The following is a 16,921-nucleotide window of genomic DNA, read 5'->3' as shown; positions in this document are numbered from 1 at the left end:
TTTTGTTTTATAAATGTTTTAGAAATCATTCCTAAAATATATTATGCTATCTCAGCAGTCGAAAGCAACCGTTACGATTTTAGTTTTCAGCTGTTTTAAAGCTGTTTTTTGTTTTTTATACACAAATATTGTATTGGGATGAAAGAAGTTATTTAGAAGCTTTTATTTAGTAATGTGCTTTTGTTTGATTAAAAAGAAATTTTAATGCTTGTTAGTTATATTCATAAATTTGTTTAATATAATTTGGGACATGAAGGAACTGATAAATGTAATTAATAGCTTTCAAAAGCTGGATCACGAAACCGAAGATGCAATAAAAGAATATTTTGTTGAAGAAAAGTTTAAGAAAATGAATTAATTATTGAGGAAGGAAAAGTATGTGATAAAATCTATTTTATTAAATCCGGTACTATACGACGTTTTTCTATAGTAGAAAGTGTGGAGGTTACAAAATGGATTTATACCGACAATCAATTTGTTACTTCGATGAGTAGTTTTTTTGAGCAAAAACCATCATTTGAGATTTTTCAAACTTCAGATGAAACTACTGTATACTCTTTATCTTTTGATGATGAGCAAATTTTGCTACGCTATCCATTATTTTCTAGTTTTCACTTAAAATTACTTCGACTTTATCTCTCTAAGATTAATGAGTTTCATCATCAGTTTAGATTAATGACAGCTCAACATAAGTATTTATATCTTCTTGAGTCATTTCCTCAAATTATAAAAAGAGCCAAGTTGAAAGATATTGCTTCACTTATTGGTGTTAGTCAGGAAACTTTAAGTAGAATACGGGCTTCAATTACTTGACATTAGGTCAAAAAATGGTATTTTCTTTTTTTCAATATTTGTATACTTATTAAATTAGTAAATATTGAAAAATACTGTAATTGGAAATGCTGCTGTAATTGGAAACAATGTTCGTATCGGAAATTTTTCCACTATTGAAAATGATGTTGTTATTGGGGATAATACTTGGATTGGTAATAATGTTACTTTGTTGAACGGTGCAAGAATTGGTGAAAATTGCGAAATTCACTCGGGATCAGTAATAGCTGGAAATCCACAAGACTTAAAGTTTAAGGGCGAATATTCATTACTTGAGATCGGAAATGAAACAATTATTCGCGAGTTTGTAACGATAAATAAAGGAACAGCTTCTAAAGGTAAAACAAAAATTGGCGATCATAATTTGATTATGGCTAATGCTCATATTGGACATGATTGTTTTATTGGAAATAATTGTGTCATTGGTTTTAATGTTGGAATGGCAGGCGAGGTTACTGTTGGAGATTGGGCTATTATCAGTGGTTTTTCAGCCATACATCAATTTTCAAATATTGGTGACCATAGCATGATTTCTGGAATGAGCAGAGTTGTGAAGGATGTTCCGCCATATATTACGGCTGCATATGAACCTTTGAGTTATGTTGGTTTGAATAGCGTTGGCCTGAAAAGAAGAAAATTCGAAATTGAGAAGATAAATGAACTAAAAGAAATGTATCGAATTATTTTTCAAGAAAAAAGAAATACAACTTTAGCGTTAGCATTAATTGAAAGTCAATTTGAAGAAAGTGTAGAAAGAAATTTGATTCTTAATTTTATAAAACAATCTAAAAGAGGAATTGTAAAAGGATTGTCATAATTAAGTGTAGTTGTAAAGTGAATTTTAAAACTTAAAAAAACTCCTTAAAAAAATTAAGGAGTTTTTGGTGAATAGTTTTTGGCAATCTAAAAGAATTAGATTATTCGTATTTTAAATATCGTAAAACATCAACTTTGGTAGCCTGATACGCTCTTGAAAGTACTACTGCGAGAGTGAGCAGCAGTAAAATGGTAAAACCAATTAAAAAGGGTGAAATAGAAATAGAAACTCTATAAGCAAAATTTTCTAACCATTTGTTTAATAAATAGTAAGCGGGAAATAATGCGATCATAAATCCTATAATACTAAAAAGAATATATTGTTTGCAAAGTTCCTTTAATAAAACATTCGTTTCGGCGCCAAGCGTTTTTCGGATAGCGATTTCTTTCATACGTCTTTCGATAGAGTACGACGCTAAAGCAAATAAACCAATAAGAGCAATTACAATAACAATTACGTTTAGTAACGAAAAAAGATTCTTTTGTTTTACATAACCGCTATAGGATCTTTTGTATTCCTTATCTACAAAATCATATATAAAAGGATATTCTGTATCAACTTTCTTTAACCATAAACTTTCTATATCAGCAATAGTCTGCTGCATAGTTTTAGGATCAGCTGTTATATAAATATTGTTCAAAAGGCCGCTAAACCACGATACACTTTTAAAATGAAATATTGACATTGGCGGTACAGCTTCGCCAGGATGTCCAATATTAAAATCTTTTACAACCCCCACGATAATAGCTTCTTTCCCATCCCAGTTTATTTTTTTACCAATAGGATCTTTCTCGTTTAATAATTTTAAAGCGGTTTCATTAATTAACATTGAATTAATGGTATCCTGAGAATATGCGGGATTTAAATAGCGCCCTTTAACTATTTTTATTTTCATCATTTCAAGAAGTCCAAAATCAATAGGAATATTACTCCCGTCTATATTTATGTCTTTATAATGATATGAAATTACAGATTTAGCACCTCTTCCCATAACAAAGCCACCGCCTGCAACTTGTTTTACGCCTTTTATACGAAGCAATTGGTTTTTGATATTATTGTATTTGCTAAATTGATTTTTATCTGTAATTTTTTCGCCATAGATGTTTCGATAAGAGATGTCAAGAATCTGGTTTCCATTAAATCCTAAATCTTTAGAATTCATATAATCAATTTGCTGATATACAATGTAAGACCCAATAATAAAGAAAGCTGCTACGGCAAATTGAAATATCAACATTCCGTTGCGAAGCCAGACACCACTTTTACTCCGAATAAAATTGCCTCTTAAGACTTTTAAAACTTCAAAATTCGAAACATAAATTGCAGGAAATATTCCAGCGACGATTACAGTTGCAACAAAAATAACAGCTAATTGCAGATAGAATTGTCCGCCTTGTAATACAAGGTTTTTTTCTAAGAAAGCATTATAATAAGGAATTGAAAGTTCAACAATTACAAGAGATATTAAAATGGAGAACAATAAAATTACAGCCGTTTCAAAAATAAACTGTTGTATTATATTCGCTTTAGAAGCTCCAATAACTTTTCGGACACCAATTTCTTTTGCTCTTTTTACAGCATTTGCAGTAGCAGAATTAATGTAATTTACAATAGACAATATCAAGATTAGAATTGATAAACCAACAAAGATTAATAAAAGCTGATAATTTCCGTTGGTTTCTATAAGGCCGCCAGTTTTGGTATGCAAACGAATAGAAGCTAAAGATTCTAAATGAGGCTTTACTTGTCCATATTTTTTTATAAACTCTTCTGGAGCCATACCTTGAAATTTGGCTTGAGGTACCGTCATGTTATCATAATAAACTTTAGATAGACTTTTGGTAATTAAACCAGTATCAGTTGGATTTTTTAGTTTTAATAAAAGAATAAATTGAAAATTTCCCCATTGCTGAATGGTATTCTTTACTCTTAAATCCATAAAATTGACTACACAAGAAGGATTGAAAATCGACTTTTTGTCTAGTTTATAAACACCTCTAACAACCAAAACCTGATCTTGTAAAATTATTTTTTTGCCAAATGCACTTTTGTTTCCAAAAAGCTGCGCGGCCAAATCTTCAGATAAACAAATGCTGTTGCCATCAGGTAAACCTGTTTTTGCATTTCCTTCTATAAATTGATAGGGGAAATAGTCAAAAAAGTTTTTTTGTGCCACAAGAATTTTGTCAGATTGTATTTTTTTGCCGTCATAATGAATGATTTCATTCTCGTAATTTCCGTTTACATAACAATAAGATTCAACCTCAGGATTTGTATTTTTTATTGTAGATCCTATCGGAGCAGAACTTGCAGCCCAATATGTAGTAGGATCCATTTGATTTGCTACCAAAAAGACATTGTCTTTATTAGGATTCCATTGATCATAACTCTGTTCGTCATTCCAGTATAAAATCGCAAAAATTAATCCCGCGATTCCAATGCTTAAACCCAAAACATTCAAAGCTGTAAAGACTTTGTTGTTTTTGATGTGATAGACAAATATGTTAATCCAGTTTTTCAGCATGATCTTAGTTGTTTAAAGTTGTTGCGAAAACATCAACATTTTTATGATTTAATTTTTCTGAAAGAATGATTCCGTCTTTCATTAAAATTGTCTTTTGCGAAAACGAAGCATCATAATCAGAATGCGTTACCATTAAAATTGTTGCCCCGCTTGCATGAAGATCAGTTAGCAATTCCATTACCTCATTTCCGTTTTTACTGTCTAGATTTCCAGTTGGTTCATCGGCAAGAATAATTTTAGGATCATTAATCAAAGCTCTTGCTACAGCAACACGCTGCTGCTGACCGCCTGACAGCTGCTGTGGGAAATGTTTTAAACGATGCGAAATGCCTAATATGGCTGCTATATCTTCTACTTTTTTCTTTCTTTCAAAAGAATGCAATTTATTGTAAAGCAACGGCAGTTCAATATTATCATAAACTGATAATTCATCAATTAAATTAAAATTCTGAAAAATAAAACCAATGTTTTCTTTTCGAACTTTCGTTTTTACTTTTTCATTAGTGCCAATCATTTCCCGATCCAGTAATTTATAGCTTCCATCGGAGGCGCTGTCTAATAACCCGATGATATTTAATAATGTCGATTTTCCACTTCCAGAAGGTCCCATAATCGAAATAAAGTCGCCTTCATTTATTGTTAAGGAAATTTCGCTTAATGCTTTTGTTTCTACTTCTTCAGTTCTAAAAGTTTTTGAAAGTTTTGTGATACTGATCATAAATGCTGTTTTAAAGATTGATGTTTGATGATTATTTTTAGTGCCGAAGTAAAAGAAACAGTTCAAAAATTTAGATGTTTACAATATAATTGATAAATGTCTATTTTTGTTACTTTTACCAGCAAAAAAGATTCTCATATTTGATGATTTATTAGTCTAAATGTGATTTTCGTGCCAAAAATTTAAAATCTGTAACTGCTTTATTTTTACGTTTTTATTTTTTCGATACTAATTAAACTGTCCACAAATGGACAGCTTTCGTCCAAAACCGAACAAAAATGAAAAAAACAAACGCTTCTATATTAATCATCGACGATCAGGAAGACATTCTTTTTGCATCAAAAGTGTACTTGAAAAAGTACTTTGAAGAGATTTATACACTCAATAATCCAAAAAATATTGTCGAATTTTTATCAGAAAAAAGTATCGATGTTGTTTTACTCGACATGAATTACAGAATTGGTTTTGAAGATGGAAGAGAAGGCTTGTATCTTTTAAAAGAGATAAAAACACTTTCTCCAAAAACCGTTGTGATTTTAATGACTGCTTTTGGTAAAGTCGAAACTGCTGTTGAAGGATTAAAATCGGGAGCTTTTGATTATATTTTAAAACCATGGGAAAATATAAAACTATTAGAATCAGTAAAACAAGCCGTTGATAAATCTAGAAAAGATCAGAAAAAACAAAAAACGGCCGCAATTGAAAAAGATTTTTTCATAGGAACTTCAGAGATTATAAAAAAAGCTTATTTATTAGCCGATAAAGTGGCAAAAACAGACGCTAATGTTTTGATTCTTGGCGAAAACGGAACGGGAAAATTTGTTCTCGCACATCATATTTACACTAAATCCGAAAGAAAAAACAATCCTTTTATTGCGGTTGATTTAGGTTCGTTGAATTCAAATATTTTTGAAAGTGAATTGTTTGGTTATGCAAAAGGCGCTTTTACAGATGCTAAAATCGATACGCCGGGACGTTTTGAGATGGCGCAAAATGGAACTATTTTTTTAGATGAAATCGGAAATGTGCCTTTGCATCTGCAATCAAAATTATTGCAGGTTATTCAAACTAAAACCGTGACAAGATTGGGTGAAACAAAAGCCAGACCTCTAAATGTTCGAATTATAACGGCAACCAATTTAAATTTAAAATTAGAAGCTGCCGATAAAAATTTCAGGGAAGATTTGTATTATCGAATCAACACCATGGAAATTGTTCTGCCTCCGTTAAGAGAACGAAACGAAGATAAAATTCCGCTGGCAGAATATCTTTTAGAAAAAATGGCAGTAAAGTATGGAAGAGGTGAAATTACTTTTGATAAAAAAGTTTTGGAACAAATTGAAAAACATGCTTGGAATGGAAATATTCGTGAAATGGAAAATAAAATTGAACGCGCAGTAATTCTTTGCGAAAACAATCTCATTTCTGTTTCTGATTTGGATTTAGAAATTATAACGCCTTATGATGAAAGCGCAGATGACATTCAGCTTTCTTCAGTAGAAAAAACGGCAATAGAAAAAGCACTTTTTAAAAACGGCAATAATATTAGTAAAACGGCTGATGATTTGGGATTGTCAAGGGGTTCGTTGTACCGACGTTTAGAGAAGTATAATATCAATATAAGTTAATATGTTTAAAACTTTTCAAACTTATAAATTGCTGTTTTTCCGATTGATTTTAATTGTCATTGGAATCGAATTTTCTATTTATTTTTTTAAAATAGGATTGCTGTTTACTGGTATTTTTGGACTTTTTATAGTTTTCCTAATGGCTCGTGAAATGTATTTTTATGTCCGCAATTTTATTTTGCTCTATGACAAAACCATTTCATCGATTTTGCAAAATGATTTCACGTCAGATTTTACCAAACATAAAATTGATAAAAATTATACCGAACTGTTTCAATTGTATGATACGATGAAGAACAGGCAAAATGAACAGGTTTCGAAAGATATTATTTATCGTTCAATTCTAAATAATATTGAAACTGGAATTGTTATTCTGCAGAAGCAAGAAAAGGAGTGGAATGTTTTTTTAATGAACGATTATTTTTCTTCCTATTTTAATGTTCCAAAAGTTTCAAGATGGAAATATCTTAAAAACCAGCTTCCTGCTTTATGTGAAATCATTGAAAAGGATGATTTTCAGGAAATAAAAACATCAATAGAAATTAGGGTAAACGAACAAAATCAGCAGACATTTGTTTTGCAGGCTTCGCGAACTGAAATTTTTGAACGTGATTATTGTATTGTACTCCTCGATTCGATTCAGAACGTTGTCGAGAAAAAAGAAAAAGAAGCTTGGGTAAATTTAATGAAAGTCATTTCGCATGAACTTTTAAATTCGATAACGCCAATTCGATCTATTTGCCAAAATTTACAAGATTTAGTTGATCAAGATTCGCTGTCAGCAGAAGACTTAGAAGATGTAAAAAATAGTGTCGAAACTATGCTGAGAAGAAGCGATCATTTGCAAAAATTTGTCGAAGGTTATCGAAAACTTGCCATGCTGCCTTCTCCCCAAAAAGAGAAAACAGAACTGCAGTATTTAATTGATAATTGCATTCAAATTATGAATCCATTATTTGTTGAGCAGCAAATAAGTATAGTAAATACAATTTCGTTTAAATACAGGATTAATGTTGATGCACATCAAATGGAACAAGTATTAATTAATTTGCTCACAAATTCGATTCATGCTTTAAAAAACAGCAGCGAAAAGCAAATTATAATTTCGGCTGAAGCCAAAGAAAACAGAACTTTTATCAGAATAATTGATACTGGAATTGGAGTAGAAAAGGAAATAGAAAACAAAATATTCCTGCCGTTTTTTACAACAAGAAATGAAGGTGCAGGAATTGGTTTAACATTATCTAAAAATATTGTTGAAGCACACGGCGGCTATATTGCAAATAAAAACGAAAATGGAAAAACTGTTTTCGAGATTTGTTTGGTTGAATAGTATTTTATCCAAATTTTAATGCCCCATTCGTTTATTATGCTTTTTAAATAATTAAAGAACATATTTCTTTAATAGGATTTTTTCTAAATTAGCAAAAGTATAGAGTTTAAAAAGGTACTAACCTAAAGTGAAATTTCATGACAAAAGGCAACGAGAATCCTAAAGTTGATTTTTATTTTGATAAAGTCGAAAAGTGGCAAAAGGAATTGGAACAACTTCGAGAAATTGCCCTCGATTGTCAGCTTACCGAAGAATTAAAGTGGGGAACCCCTTGTTATACTTTAGGAAAAAGTAATATTGTTTTAATACATGAGTTTAAAGAGTATTGTGCTTTTTTATTTTTTAAAGGCGCTTTATTAAAAGATACTAACGGTATTTTAATTCAACAATCTGAAAATGTTCAGGCAGCACGTCAAATTAGATTTACGAATCTTAAAGAAATAATCGATCAAAAGGCGATTTTGAAAACCTACATTTATCAGGCAATCGAAATTGAAAAAGCGGGTTTGAAAGTTGAATTGAAAGAGACAACCGATTTTGAGGTTTCTGCAGAGTTTCAAAAGAAGTTAGATGAAATGCCTAACTTAAAAAAAGCATTTCAGGCATTAACACCTGGAAGACAACGAGCCTATTTACTGCATTTTTCGCAGCCCAAACAATCTAAAACCAGAGAATCAAGAGTCGAGAAAAATATTCCTCAGATTTTAGAAGGAAAAGGATTGAAAGATTAATTTATTTAAGGGAACGTTCAAAATAAAAAATAAAAGATTATGAATACTGCTAATAAACTATCGCCAGAAGGAACCGAAGAACTGCTTAAGGTTTTGGAAACTCGTTTTTTGAAAAATTTGAATAGACATCAAGGAATTAATTGGAGTAAAGTCGAAGCAAAACTAAAAGCAAATCCAGAGAAATTATGGTCGCTTGATGAAATGGAAAGAACAGAAGGTGAACCAGATGTTGTAGGTTACGATTCGGAAACGGACGAATATATTTTTTATGACTGTTCGCCAGAAAGCCCAAAAGGACGTCGAAGTATTTGTTACGATCATGAAGCACTTGAAAAAAGAAAAGAACACAAACCTAAAGACAGTGCCATAAATATGGCAGAGGAAATGGGAATTCAAATTTTGAATGAATCAGAATATAAAGAGCTGCAGAAATTGGGTAAGTTTGATACTAAAACTTCAAGTTGGATCAAAACGCCTGCGGATATTAGAAAACTCGGCGGAGCTGTTTTTTCAGATTTTCGTTATAATACTGTTTTTGTATATCATAATGGAGCAGATTCGTATTATGCTGCGAGAGGATTTCGCGGTTCATTAAGAATTTAAAAAAATGTATTTTGAGTAAACTCTTTAGCTCGATTTCTAACAAATAGAATTTAATACATAATTCCGCAAATTATTTTAAACCCTAATAGGATTGTATGAAAAATAAACTTTGGCTCTTGTTTTTACTTTTGACAACTTTAGCATTTGGACAAAAGGCAGTTTTTAAAATTAAATATTCAGAACAATTGGCTGTTTTTGTTTTTTTACAAAATCTTTCTGAGAATTCTCCAGAGAATGTTTTTAAAACAGAATTTCAAAAATCAAAATATTATACGGAGAAATATAAAAGTATAGCTTCAAAATTTGACCTTTTAAATATTTACTATAGTTTTCCATTTGAGGATTATCCTTACGGCTTAAAAAAGTCGATGCAGACAGAAGATTTACTGAAAAAGAACTTGATTGAAACTGATAATTTAAAAGATTTCAAAATACGTTCAATAGGTTTCATTCCTAATAAAACATTGAATGACTTGGCAGAAAGTATTTCAGAGTTTACGCCTATTTACAACGAGCTGATTTATAATCCAAACAAAGAGAAATTCGAAAAACAAATTGTAGAAATTACAAAATATTCGAACGAACATGACATGGAAAAGTATTTTCAAACCGGGCTTACATTTTATAATTCCAGCTGGGATACTTCAATTCCATTTGAAATAGCTTTTTATCCGCTGCCTAATTCTAAAGGATTTACTGCGCAGGCGTTTTGTAATAACTTTATTAGTGCCGTGCAGACTGATTTAGATTCATACAAAGATTTATTTAGCGTTATGCTGCACGAAACGTATCATATCATTTATGACGAAGAATCGCTCGAAGTAAAAAAAGATATAGATTCTTATTTTAAAGAAAATAAATCAAAGTGCAGTAATTATGCTTATCAGCTCATGAATGAAGTTTTGGCAACGGCATTAGGAAATGGATATGTTTATGAACAATTAGACGGGAAAATTGATGATGGAGATTGGTATAATAGAAAATATATCAGTCTTATGGCAAAACAAATTTATCCATTGGTTATAGAGTACATTAATCAGAAGAAAGGAATTGACAGAAGTTTTATAGATAATTACATCAAGCAGTATGAGACCAACTTCCCGAATTGGATAAATGAGCTAGATAATATTATGGCTTATAGATATGTAATTTCTGAAAATGAAGAAGACGTAAATGCAATAAGAAAAATGTTTCGTTACCGTTCCAGAACCGAGTTTGATTCTGAATTAACTGAAGCAAGTATTGACAAAATGAAAAAAACACCGCTTACTAAGGTTATAATTGTTTCGACAAATAGTGCCGAGAAATTAAAGCTGGTGCAAAGAAATTTTGCAGAGCTGAAAAAATATAAATTTAATCCAGACAAGGAGTTTATAGATATGATTTTCTTAAATGATAAAAGTCAATTGATACTAGTGAATCAGAAAAAATCTACACTTGAAACTCTTTTTAAATCAGTAAAATAAGAGTAAAGAGCGTAGAACGCAGGGTTTCAGAGTTTTGCTTTTTTTGCTTGATTTTAAGAAAAAAGAAGAATATAACAGTAAGAAATTATTTCTTTTTCAAGAAAAAGGAACTAATAAAAAGTGAAAATATTTCATATATTCGCTTTGAAAAAGAACAAGCTTACCGCTGAAACACAGTCAAAAAAATATACTAATATTTGAAGGCAGATTTAAATAAGCGGGTTATAATTATAAACAATAATACCACTAGAAAACAAAAATGGATAAGATTAATTTATTAATTGTTGCAACCATAATTACTTTGTTCATTTCATTATTGCTAATATTTTTTCTGCTCACAGTTAAAACAAAAGACAAAACAAGCAATATTCTTTTTGCTGTTTTTCTATTAATAAATGCAATCGATTCAAGTGAGCCTTTGTTCGGATTAATGTTCGACAGACCTTCAAATTTGGGAATATTCAGATCTACAATTGCTTTTCTTCAAATTCCAATTTTTTATTTATACGTATTATCCGTTTCCTATTCTGATTTTAAACTTAAGCCCAAATATCTTTTACATGCGGTTCCGTTTTTAATTGTAAATGCTGTTTTGATACCGCGTTTCTATGCTGTAGATGATGCTTCAAAGTTGGATTTTATAATAAATCGTAAAAGCATGATCGAATTGCAGTTTATTCATGTTTTAATTCATGTTCAGATCATTGTTTATTTTGCGGCCATTTTTATGTTATTAAAAAGAGCAAAAAAGCTGTATCTAGAAAATAATGCCGGTACACATATTAATTCCTATAATTGGTTATTTCAGTTTGCAACCCTTCTTTCAATCTTGTATGTAGTTGCTATTGTAAAAAATATTTTTAAGTTTTCAGAATATCCAGATATCTCTGAATGGATAAAAGCTGGAATTATGGTAATGCAGCCCTTTATTATTTGCTGGTATTTATTTAAAGCTTTAAATAATCCAGATTTATTCAGGAATATCGATTCAAAATTAAAACTAGTTAAAGACATTGTTTCTGAAGAAAAAGTTAATGCGCCTACAGCTGTAACCGAAAAAGAGTATAGTGAAGAATTATTGAAACTGCAGCAGTATATGGATGAAGAAAAACCGTTTCTTAATCCTTCTTTGACCATACAAGATGTTTCAAATGATATTCAAATTCCGGTACGAGATTTATCGCTTTTAATCAATCATAAATTAGAACAGCATTTTTATGATTTTATTAATGCCTATCGTATCGAAAATGCAAAGAATATTTTAAAAGATGTTGCAAAAAGTAAAGTAACCATTTTAGAAATTCTGTACGAAGTAGGTTTTAATTCAAAATCTTCTTTCAATACTGCTTTTAAAAAGCATACCGGTTTTACTCCTACTGATTTTCGCAAGGCTTTGTAATTCATGGTTTTGTAATTACTCGTACGCGTTTTTTTAAACAAATGCGTACGAGTAGTTTTATTCGGTCGCGTATCATAAGTTTCTTTCGCAAGTTTGTATCGAAATAAATTTATAACCATAAAAATACGATACGATGAAAACTTCAGTAAAATTATTAGCAGCACTTTTATTAGTAACTAACTTTTCTTTTGGACAGGGAATTTCTCAAAGAATAGATTCGATAATAAAAGATAGTCACCAAAAAAATCCCAATGTAGGTATTAGTATTGGCTTTGTTCTAAACAATGAAGAATATTATACTGCATACGGGAATTTGAATGCAGAGAGTCAAACTAAAATTGACAAGAACTCCATATTTGAAATAGCATCAATTACTAAAATTTTAACTTCAAATTTAATAGCACAAGCCGCTATTGAGAAAAAATTGAAATTGGAAGATTATATAGACAGCTATCTTCCAAAAGAATATGTACTGCAAAGTAATCTTAAAAACAAAATTAGAATTTCAGATTTAGCTTCTCATCAATCAGGTTTGCCAGATATCGATTTTGGGAAACTAATGGAGTTAAATCCGCAGCAGCCTGTGAGTAGTGTAACTAAAGAATCATTGGCTGCAATTGTAAATAATTGTTCTGAGTTAAAAGATTATGGTAAATACCGTTATTCTACGATTGGGTTTACTTTACTTGGACAAATATTAGAGAAAGTTTATAACAAGAGTTATGATGAGATTATCACAAGCAAAATGATAAAACCATTAAAAATGACTAGTACTTTAACTAAGGATTTTAATGTAAAAAACCGTACAACTGCTCACAATCCTGAAGGAGGTATTCAAGAGTTTTTTAATTGGAATATTACTGCACCAGCAGGATTAGTTAAATCGAATGCTACTGATATGGTTACCTATTTAAAAGCAGTTTTAAACAAAGAAACTAAAGTAGGTAAAGCAGCTATTATTACTGAGAAAATCTTTTATAAAGATGAAAAGAGAGAATTAGGATTGGGTGTAAATATTATGACAGATGATAAAAATACACTTTATATGAAATCGGGAGACTCAATGGGACAATCTTCAATAATATGTTATGACAGAGCTAAAAATTGGGGAATCATAATACTGTTAGATTATAGAAACTCAAAAATGAGACAAACACTTCTGAATTCAATTTATGACACAATCTTGAAAGATATGAAACCTGATAATGCAAATTTGTAACAGACGCAAATAATACCATTAAAATAGAATGTAAAAACTCCTTAAGAAATTAAGGAGTTTTTTACGTTTGGATAAATCTGTATTTCAATTATCTGTTGCTTTATTGGGTGGATTTATAAGTAAGTAGTAAAGTAGAATAAATTGTATTTCCTTTCTTGGTTTTCTCTTTTAGGTTTAGAATAAATCAAGCAATTTTATCTGTTGTGTAAATAATATTGAGGTTCGAATTTTCAGAAACTGAAGTTTTTTTAGTTCGAATAAAAAATAATTATCTTTCAAAAATGCATTGGTTTGTTGTTTTAATGTATTGTTTTTTAGGGCTTTGTAATTACTCGTACGCATTGCTGGAGACAAATGCGTTCGAATAGTTTTATTCGGTCGCATAGGTTTAATTTCTCCCACATCTTTGTACCGAAATAAATTTCTAACCTTAAAAATCACGATACCATGAAAAACATTATTTATTTATTACTTCTTATAGTAACAGTCGCAAGTGCTCAAACAAACAAAAAAGCAACTGCAAAAAGTAAAGATTATAGCTTTCTAACAGACAGTTTAAATATTGATCCACAATTAGAAAAATATAAACTTGCGGGATTTAGTCTTGTTGTTTTCGAAAACTACAAGATTGTGTACTCTAACCAATTTGGTGTAAAATCGATAGATTCAAAAGAAAAAATAGATCAAAACACTGCTTTTTCTACAGCTTCAATTTCAAAACCAATTACAGCGCTTCTTTGTTTTATTCTTGAAGAAAAAGGATTAATTAAGTTAGACGACCCAATTGATGGTTATTTAAAACGCTGGCATTTACCAAAAAGTAAGTTTATCGAAAATAATAGACCAACATGGAAACAATTCTTAAATCATACTGCCGGCACAACCCAAAGCGGATTTGCAGATCACTATGAAGGTGATACAATCCCAACTATAAAAGAAAGTCTTTTAGGGAAAATTCCAAGATATGATAAAGAAATTGAATTTTTGTTTGCACCAGGAACAGATTGGGCTTACAGTGGCGGCGGTTATGTAATTGTTCAAATGGCTTTAGAAGATACTTTTAAAAAATCTATAGGTGAACTTGCACAAGAACACATTTTTACGCCTCTTGGATTAAAAAACACTACAATGATACAGCCTAATGAAAAAGGATTTCCGACAAATGTAGCTCTTGTGCATGATGAAAATGAAAAAGTTATTAGAACAGGTCTGCCAATTACACCGCAAGTTGGACCGTCAGGAATGTGGTCTACGCCAACTGATCTAGCTCTAATCGCGATTGAAATGCAAAATGCTTTACGTAATAAAAACAATAAAGTGATTTCTCATGATGTTGCTCAAAAAGTAACTGAAGTAACAGCTTTAAAAGATGCTGTTGGCGGTTGGAGTTATGGATGGCAAAAGTCCTTTGGTTACAATAACTATGATTGGTTTATGTGTAACGGTTCAAATACAGGAGTTGGAGGAAGTGTTTTTGCAACGATGACAGATGGAAATGGCTTTACATTTTTAACCAATGGCGAAAAAAAGAATCGTTTTCCTGTAATGGGAAATACTCAAAGAACACTTTTAAGAGTAATGGGCTGGAATAAAAATACCTCGAATGAGGAAGTTCAGGAAATGCCTTCAAGTCTAAAAGAAAAACTAGTTGGGACTTATGATGATTTTCTTTACGCACAAGGCGTAGAAACAAAAATTGTAGAAAAAAACAATCGCCTTTATGTTGAATCTCCGTTATTAGATCACTTTAAAGGAAAAAATGATAATGAGTTGGTATATCTTAAAAATGGATATTTCAGAATTATTGATTATCCTAACTTGTTGAAATTTGGTTTCAGCGATGGAAAAGTAAATTCTGTAACCTTAACAAGAGATAAACTCAGTACAGAGGTTCAATTAACTAGTAAAGGAAAATAGTTGTTTCGTAAGATGGTTTATCAGCTTGAATTTTAAATCATTACGAACGAAGATATTTCTTATATTAGCAAAAAGAATTTTTTAACACATAGTCTTGAAGCTTCAGGACTATGTGTTTGCTGTTTATAAAAAACAATAACCTCCTTAAATGCCAATCAAAACATGAAAAAACAATTTCTCTTTGTTTTTATAATAGTGGTACAATCTTTTTACGGGCAGGATAAAGTGGCAAAAAAGCCCGAATATGTATTGATAATTAACAATGATATCGGTACAATGGCAGATGTTGAGAAATATGGTGCCGATGGTTATGTTAAATCTATGATTAAAGGAGTTTCTGAAAGCGAAAGAAAGGAGCTGGCCAAAAAGTTTGGAGATAAAATAGGGAACAAGGAGTTTATAATTTTAATTGAGATTTTCAGCGAGCAAGAAAAAATTGAAAACGATAAAAAAACTGCCGCTCAGTCTGTAGAAAGCCAAAAATTGGTAAAAGAAGATGAGTACATTTTAAAACTAAATGAGAAAGCAAAAGACTTTACCTTAAAATTAATAGATGGTAAAGAAGTAAAACTTTCTGATTTAAAGGGTAAAGTAGTTCTAGTAAATTTTTGGGCAACTTGGTGTGCGCCTTGCTTAATGGAGTTTTATGATATACCATCGAAAATTATTGAGCCCAATAAAAACACTGATTTTGTATTTTTAGCAATTTCAAGTGGAGAAACTCAAGAAGTGGTTTCGAAAAAAGTAACTAAACTAAGAAAAGACGGAATCGACTTTAATTATGGAATTGATCCAAATGGAAAAATATGGAATGAGTTTGCAAAAGGTTCCATTCCGAAAAACTTTTTATTAGATAAAGATGGAGTTTTAAGATTTATGTCAACAGGAAATACTCCAAACAATTTAGATAATATTGCAGCCGAAATTAAAAAATTGCTGGCAAAATAACTCTTTTGATTCCGCTTAAAACAAATTGAATTTTTAGGGAAATAAAAGTATCAAAAGCCTCCGTAATTTTTAAGGAGGCTTTTTTGAATAATATTTTGTAATTATTGTATACTACATATTTGTTCTCTCAGGTATTAAAAATATTTTATGATTTATTCCTTGTGTTTTAAAAACTTTAAAAGCAAAAAATAATATATTTGCAACAACAAAGTGTAGACTATACTCTATGCTTTATTGTTTTTTATAAAAAAAAATAAAGTTATGCTTATAAACGAATTATCAAAGAAAACCGGATTATCAATTCATACTATTAGATATTATGAAAATCTAGGAATGATCAAGGGATTAACTAATGAAGAAGTGAAATCTAATAACTATAAAAATTACGATGATAATGTTGTTGAACGTTTAGAAATCATCATAGAAGCGAGAGAAGTGGGCTTTACCTTAGCAGAAATAAAAAAAATATTAACCACTTGGTTCGAAAGTACTGATTCGAAACCTGAAACACTTGAGCTTTTTCAGTCAAAAATAAAAGAGATTGATGATAAAATGAAATATTTCAAACAGACTAAGAAGCTTCTTGAAAAAGTATGTGAGAAATTGCAAAGTAATGATTGATGATGAAATATTGATAAGCAAATTGTGAAAGTATATCACAAAAAAAAACTCCTTAATTTCTTAAGGAGTTTCTTGGTAGAGTGTCAAGGACGGCAATCGAACACTTAAAGCCAATTCTTGCATTTTTATAAAAAGAAACTTTTTAGTTTCTTTGAGAGAGTGCTCT

Annotated in this window: 14 protein-coding genes; 12 read left to right on the top strand and 2 right to left on the bottom strand. The window is 30.5% G+C overall.

What is annotated here, in order from left to right:
- Nucleotides 1-357: 357 nt before the first annotated feature.
- Both B0A75_RS16685 and lpxA read left to right on the top strand, forming a co-directional pair.
- The gene (locus B0A75_RS16685) at nt 358-813 is read left to right on the top strand and encodes a Crp/Fnr family transcriptional regulator (protein ID WP_317044194.1); all 456 of its coding nucleotides are present in this window, start codon (nt 358-360) and stop codon (nt 811-813) included.
- A gap of 64 nt (nt 814-877) precedes the next feature.
- Nucleotides 878-1,648 carry an acyl-ACP--UDP-N-acetylglucosamine O-acyltransferase gene (gene lpxA / locus B0A75_RS16680; protein ID WP_089055395.1) on the top strand — a complete coding sequence of 257 codons (771 nt, stop codon included), beginning with the start codon at nt 878-880 and terminating at the stop codon, nt 1,646-1,648.
- A 100-nt stretch (nt 1,649-1,748) separates the two neighbouring features.
- Here lpxA and B0A75_RS16675 read toward each other — a convergent pair whose 3' ends face one another.
- Nucleotides 1,749-4,172: an ABC transporter permease gene (locus B0A75_RS16675; RefSeq protein ID WP_089055394.1), complete on the bottom strand. Its 2,424-nt coding sequence runs from the start codon at nt 4,170-4,172 to the stop codon at nt 1,749-1,751.
- Nucleotides 4,173-4,176: 4 nt separating this feature from the next.
- Entirely contained in the window at nt 4,177-4,890 is a 714-nt protein-coding gene (locus B0A75_RS16670; protein WP_089055393.1) for an ABC transporter ATP-binding protein, read from the bottom strand.
- A 278-nt stretch (nt 4,891-5,168) separates the two neighbouring features.
- Here B0A75_RS16670 and B0A75_RS16665 point away from each other — a divergent pair, with 278 nt between their 5' ends.
- The 10 genes from B0A75_RS16665 to B0A75_RS16615 all read left to right on the top strand — a co-directional run bounded on the left by B0A75_RS16665 (nt 5,169) and on the right by B0A75_RS16615 (nt 16,755).
- Entirely contained in the window at nt 5,169-6,518 is a 1,350-nt protein-coding gene (locus B0A75_RS16665) for a sigma-54-dependent transcriptional regulator (RefSeq protein WP_089055392.1), read from the top strand.
- 1 nt (nt 6,519) lies between these two features.
- A complete protein-coding gene (locus B0A75_RS16660) occupies nt 6,520-7,851 on the top strand; it encodes a sensor histidine kinase (RefSeq protein ID WP_089055391.1) in 1,332 nt (443 codons plus the stop codon).
- A 137-nt stretch (nt 7,852-7,988) separates the two neighbouring features.
- Entirely contained in the window at nt 7,989-8,582 is a 594-nt protein-coding gene (locus B0A75_RS16655) for a YdeI/OmpD-associated family protein (RefSeq protein WP_089055390.1), read from the top strand.
- Nucleotides 8,583-8,621: 39 nt separating this feature from the next.
- Nucleotides 8,622-9,185, top strand: a complete 564-nt coding sequence (locus B0A75_RS16650) for a DUF4256 domain-containing protein (protein ID WP_089055389.1) — start codon at nt 8,622-8,624, stop codon at nt 9,183-9,185.
- A 95-nt stretch (nt 9,186-9,280) separates the two neighbouring features.
- Nucleotides 9,281-10,651 carry a hypothetical protein gene (locus tag B0A75_RS16645; protein WP_089055388.1) on the top strand — a complete coding sequence of 457 codons (1,371 nt, stop codon included), beginning with the start codon at nt 9,281-9,283 and terminating at the stop codon, nt 10,649-10,651.
- Between the two features lie 259 nt (nt 10,652-10,910).
- Nucleotides 10,911-12,050: a helix-turn-helix domain-containing protein gene (locus tag B0A75_RS16640; RefSeq protein WP_089055387.1), complete on the top strand. Its 1,140-nt coding sequence runs from the start codon at nt 10,911-10,913 to the stop codon at nt 12,048-12,050.
- 133 nt (nt 12,051-12,183) lie between these two features.
- The gene (locus B0A75_RS16635; protein WP_089055386.1) at nt 12,184-13,269 is read left to right on the top strand and encodes a serine hydrolase domain-containing protein; all 1,086 of its coding nucleotides are present in this window, start codon (nt 12,184-12,186) and stop codon (nt 13,267-13,269) included.
- A gap of 447 nt (nt 13,270-13,716) precedes the next feature.
- A complete protein-coding gene (locus tag B0A75_RS16625; protein WP_089055384.1) occupies nt 13,717-15,186 on the top strand; it encodes a serine hydrolase domain-containing protein in 1,470 nt (489 codons plus the stop codon).
- 162 nt (nt 15,187-15,348) lie between these two features.
- On the top strand, nt 15,349-16,134 hold the full coding sequence (locus B0A75_RS16620) for a TlpA family protein disulfide reductase (RefSeq protein ID WP_089055383.1): 786 nt from the start codon (nt 15,349-15,351) through the stop codon (nt 16,132-16,134).
- 261 nt (nt 16,135-16,395) lie between these two features.
- Nucleotides 16,396-16,755, top strand: coding sequence for a MerR family transcriptional regulator (locus B0A75_RS16615; RefSeq protein ID WP_089055402.1), 360 nt, complete (start codon nt 16,396-16,398; stop codon nt 16,753-16,755).
- The last annotated feature ends 166 nt before the right edge of the window (nt 16,756-16,921 follow it).

Source organism: Flavobacterium oncorhynchi (assembly GCF_002217355.1).
Lineage (GTDB): Bacteria > Bacteroidota > Bacteroidia > Flavobacteriales > Flavobacteriaceae > Flavobacterium > Flavobacterium oncorhynchi.
Note: the sequence above shows the minus strand (reverse complement) of the source record. Positions and strands in the feature narration are given on the sequence as shown.

Excerpts from the sequence above, each read along its gene's own strand:
- B0A75_RS16675 (WP_089055394.1), bottom strand. The coding sequence starts at position 4,172 with ATGCTGAAAAACTGGATTAACATATTTGTCTATCACATCAAAAACAAC.
- B0A75_RS16670 (WP_089055393.1), bottom strand. The coding sequence starts at position 4,890 with ATGATCAGTATCACAAAACTTTCAAAAACTTTTAGAACTGAAGAAGTA.
- B0A75_RS16665 (WP_089055392.1), top strand. The coding sequence starts at position 5,169 with ATGAAAAAAACAAACGCTTCTATATTAATCATCGACGATCAGGAAGAC.
- B0A75_RS16660 (WP_089055391.1), top strand. The coding sequence starts at position 6,520 with ATGTTTAAAACTTTTCAAACTTATAAATTGCTGTTTTTCCGATTGATT.
- B0A75_RS16655 (WP_089055390.1), top strand. The coding sequence starts at position 7,989 with ATGACAAAAGGCAACGAGAATCCTAAAGTTGATTTTTATTTTGATAAA.
- B0A75_RS16650 (WP_089055389.1), top strand. The coding sequence starts at position 8,622 with ATGAATACTGCTAATAAACTATCGCCAGAAGGAACCGAAGAACTGCTT.
- B0A75_RS16645 (WP_089055388.1), top strand. The coding sequence starts at position 9,281 with ATGAAAAATAAACTTTGGCTCTTGTTTTTACTTTTGACAACTTTAGCA.
- B0A75_RS16640 (WP_089055387.1), top strand. The coding sequence starts at position 10,911 with ATGGATAAGATTAATTTATTAATTGTTGCAACCATAATTACTTTGTTC.
- B0A75_RS16635 (WP_089055386.1), top strand. The coding sequence starts at position 12,184 with ATGAAAACTTCAGTAAAATTATTAGCAGCACTTTTATTAGTAACTAAC.
- B0A75_RS16625 (WP_089055384.1), top strand. The coding sequence starts at position 13,717 with ATGAAAAACATTATTTATTTATTACTTCTTATAGTAACAGTCGCAAGT.
- B0A75_RS16620 (WP_089055383.1), top strand. The coding sequence starts at position 15,349 with ATGAAAAAACAATTTCTCTTTGTTTTTATAATAGTGGTACAATCTTTT.
- B0A75_RS16615 (WP_089055402.1), top strand. The coding sequence starts at position 16,396 with ATGCTTATAAACGAATTATCAAAGAAAACCGGATTATCAATTCATACT.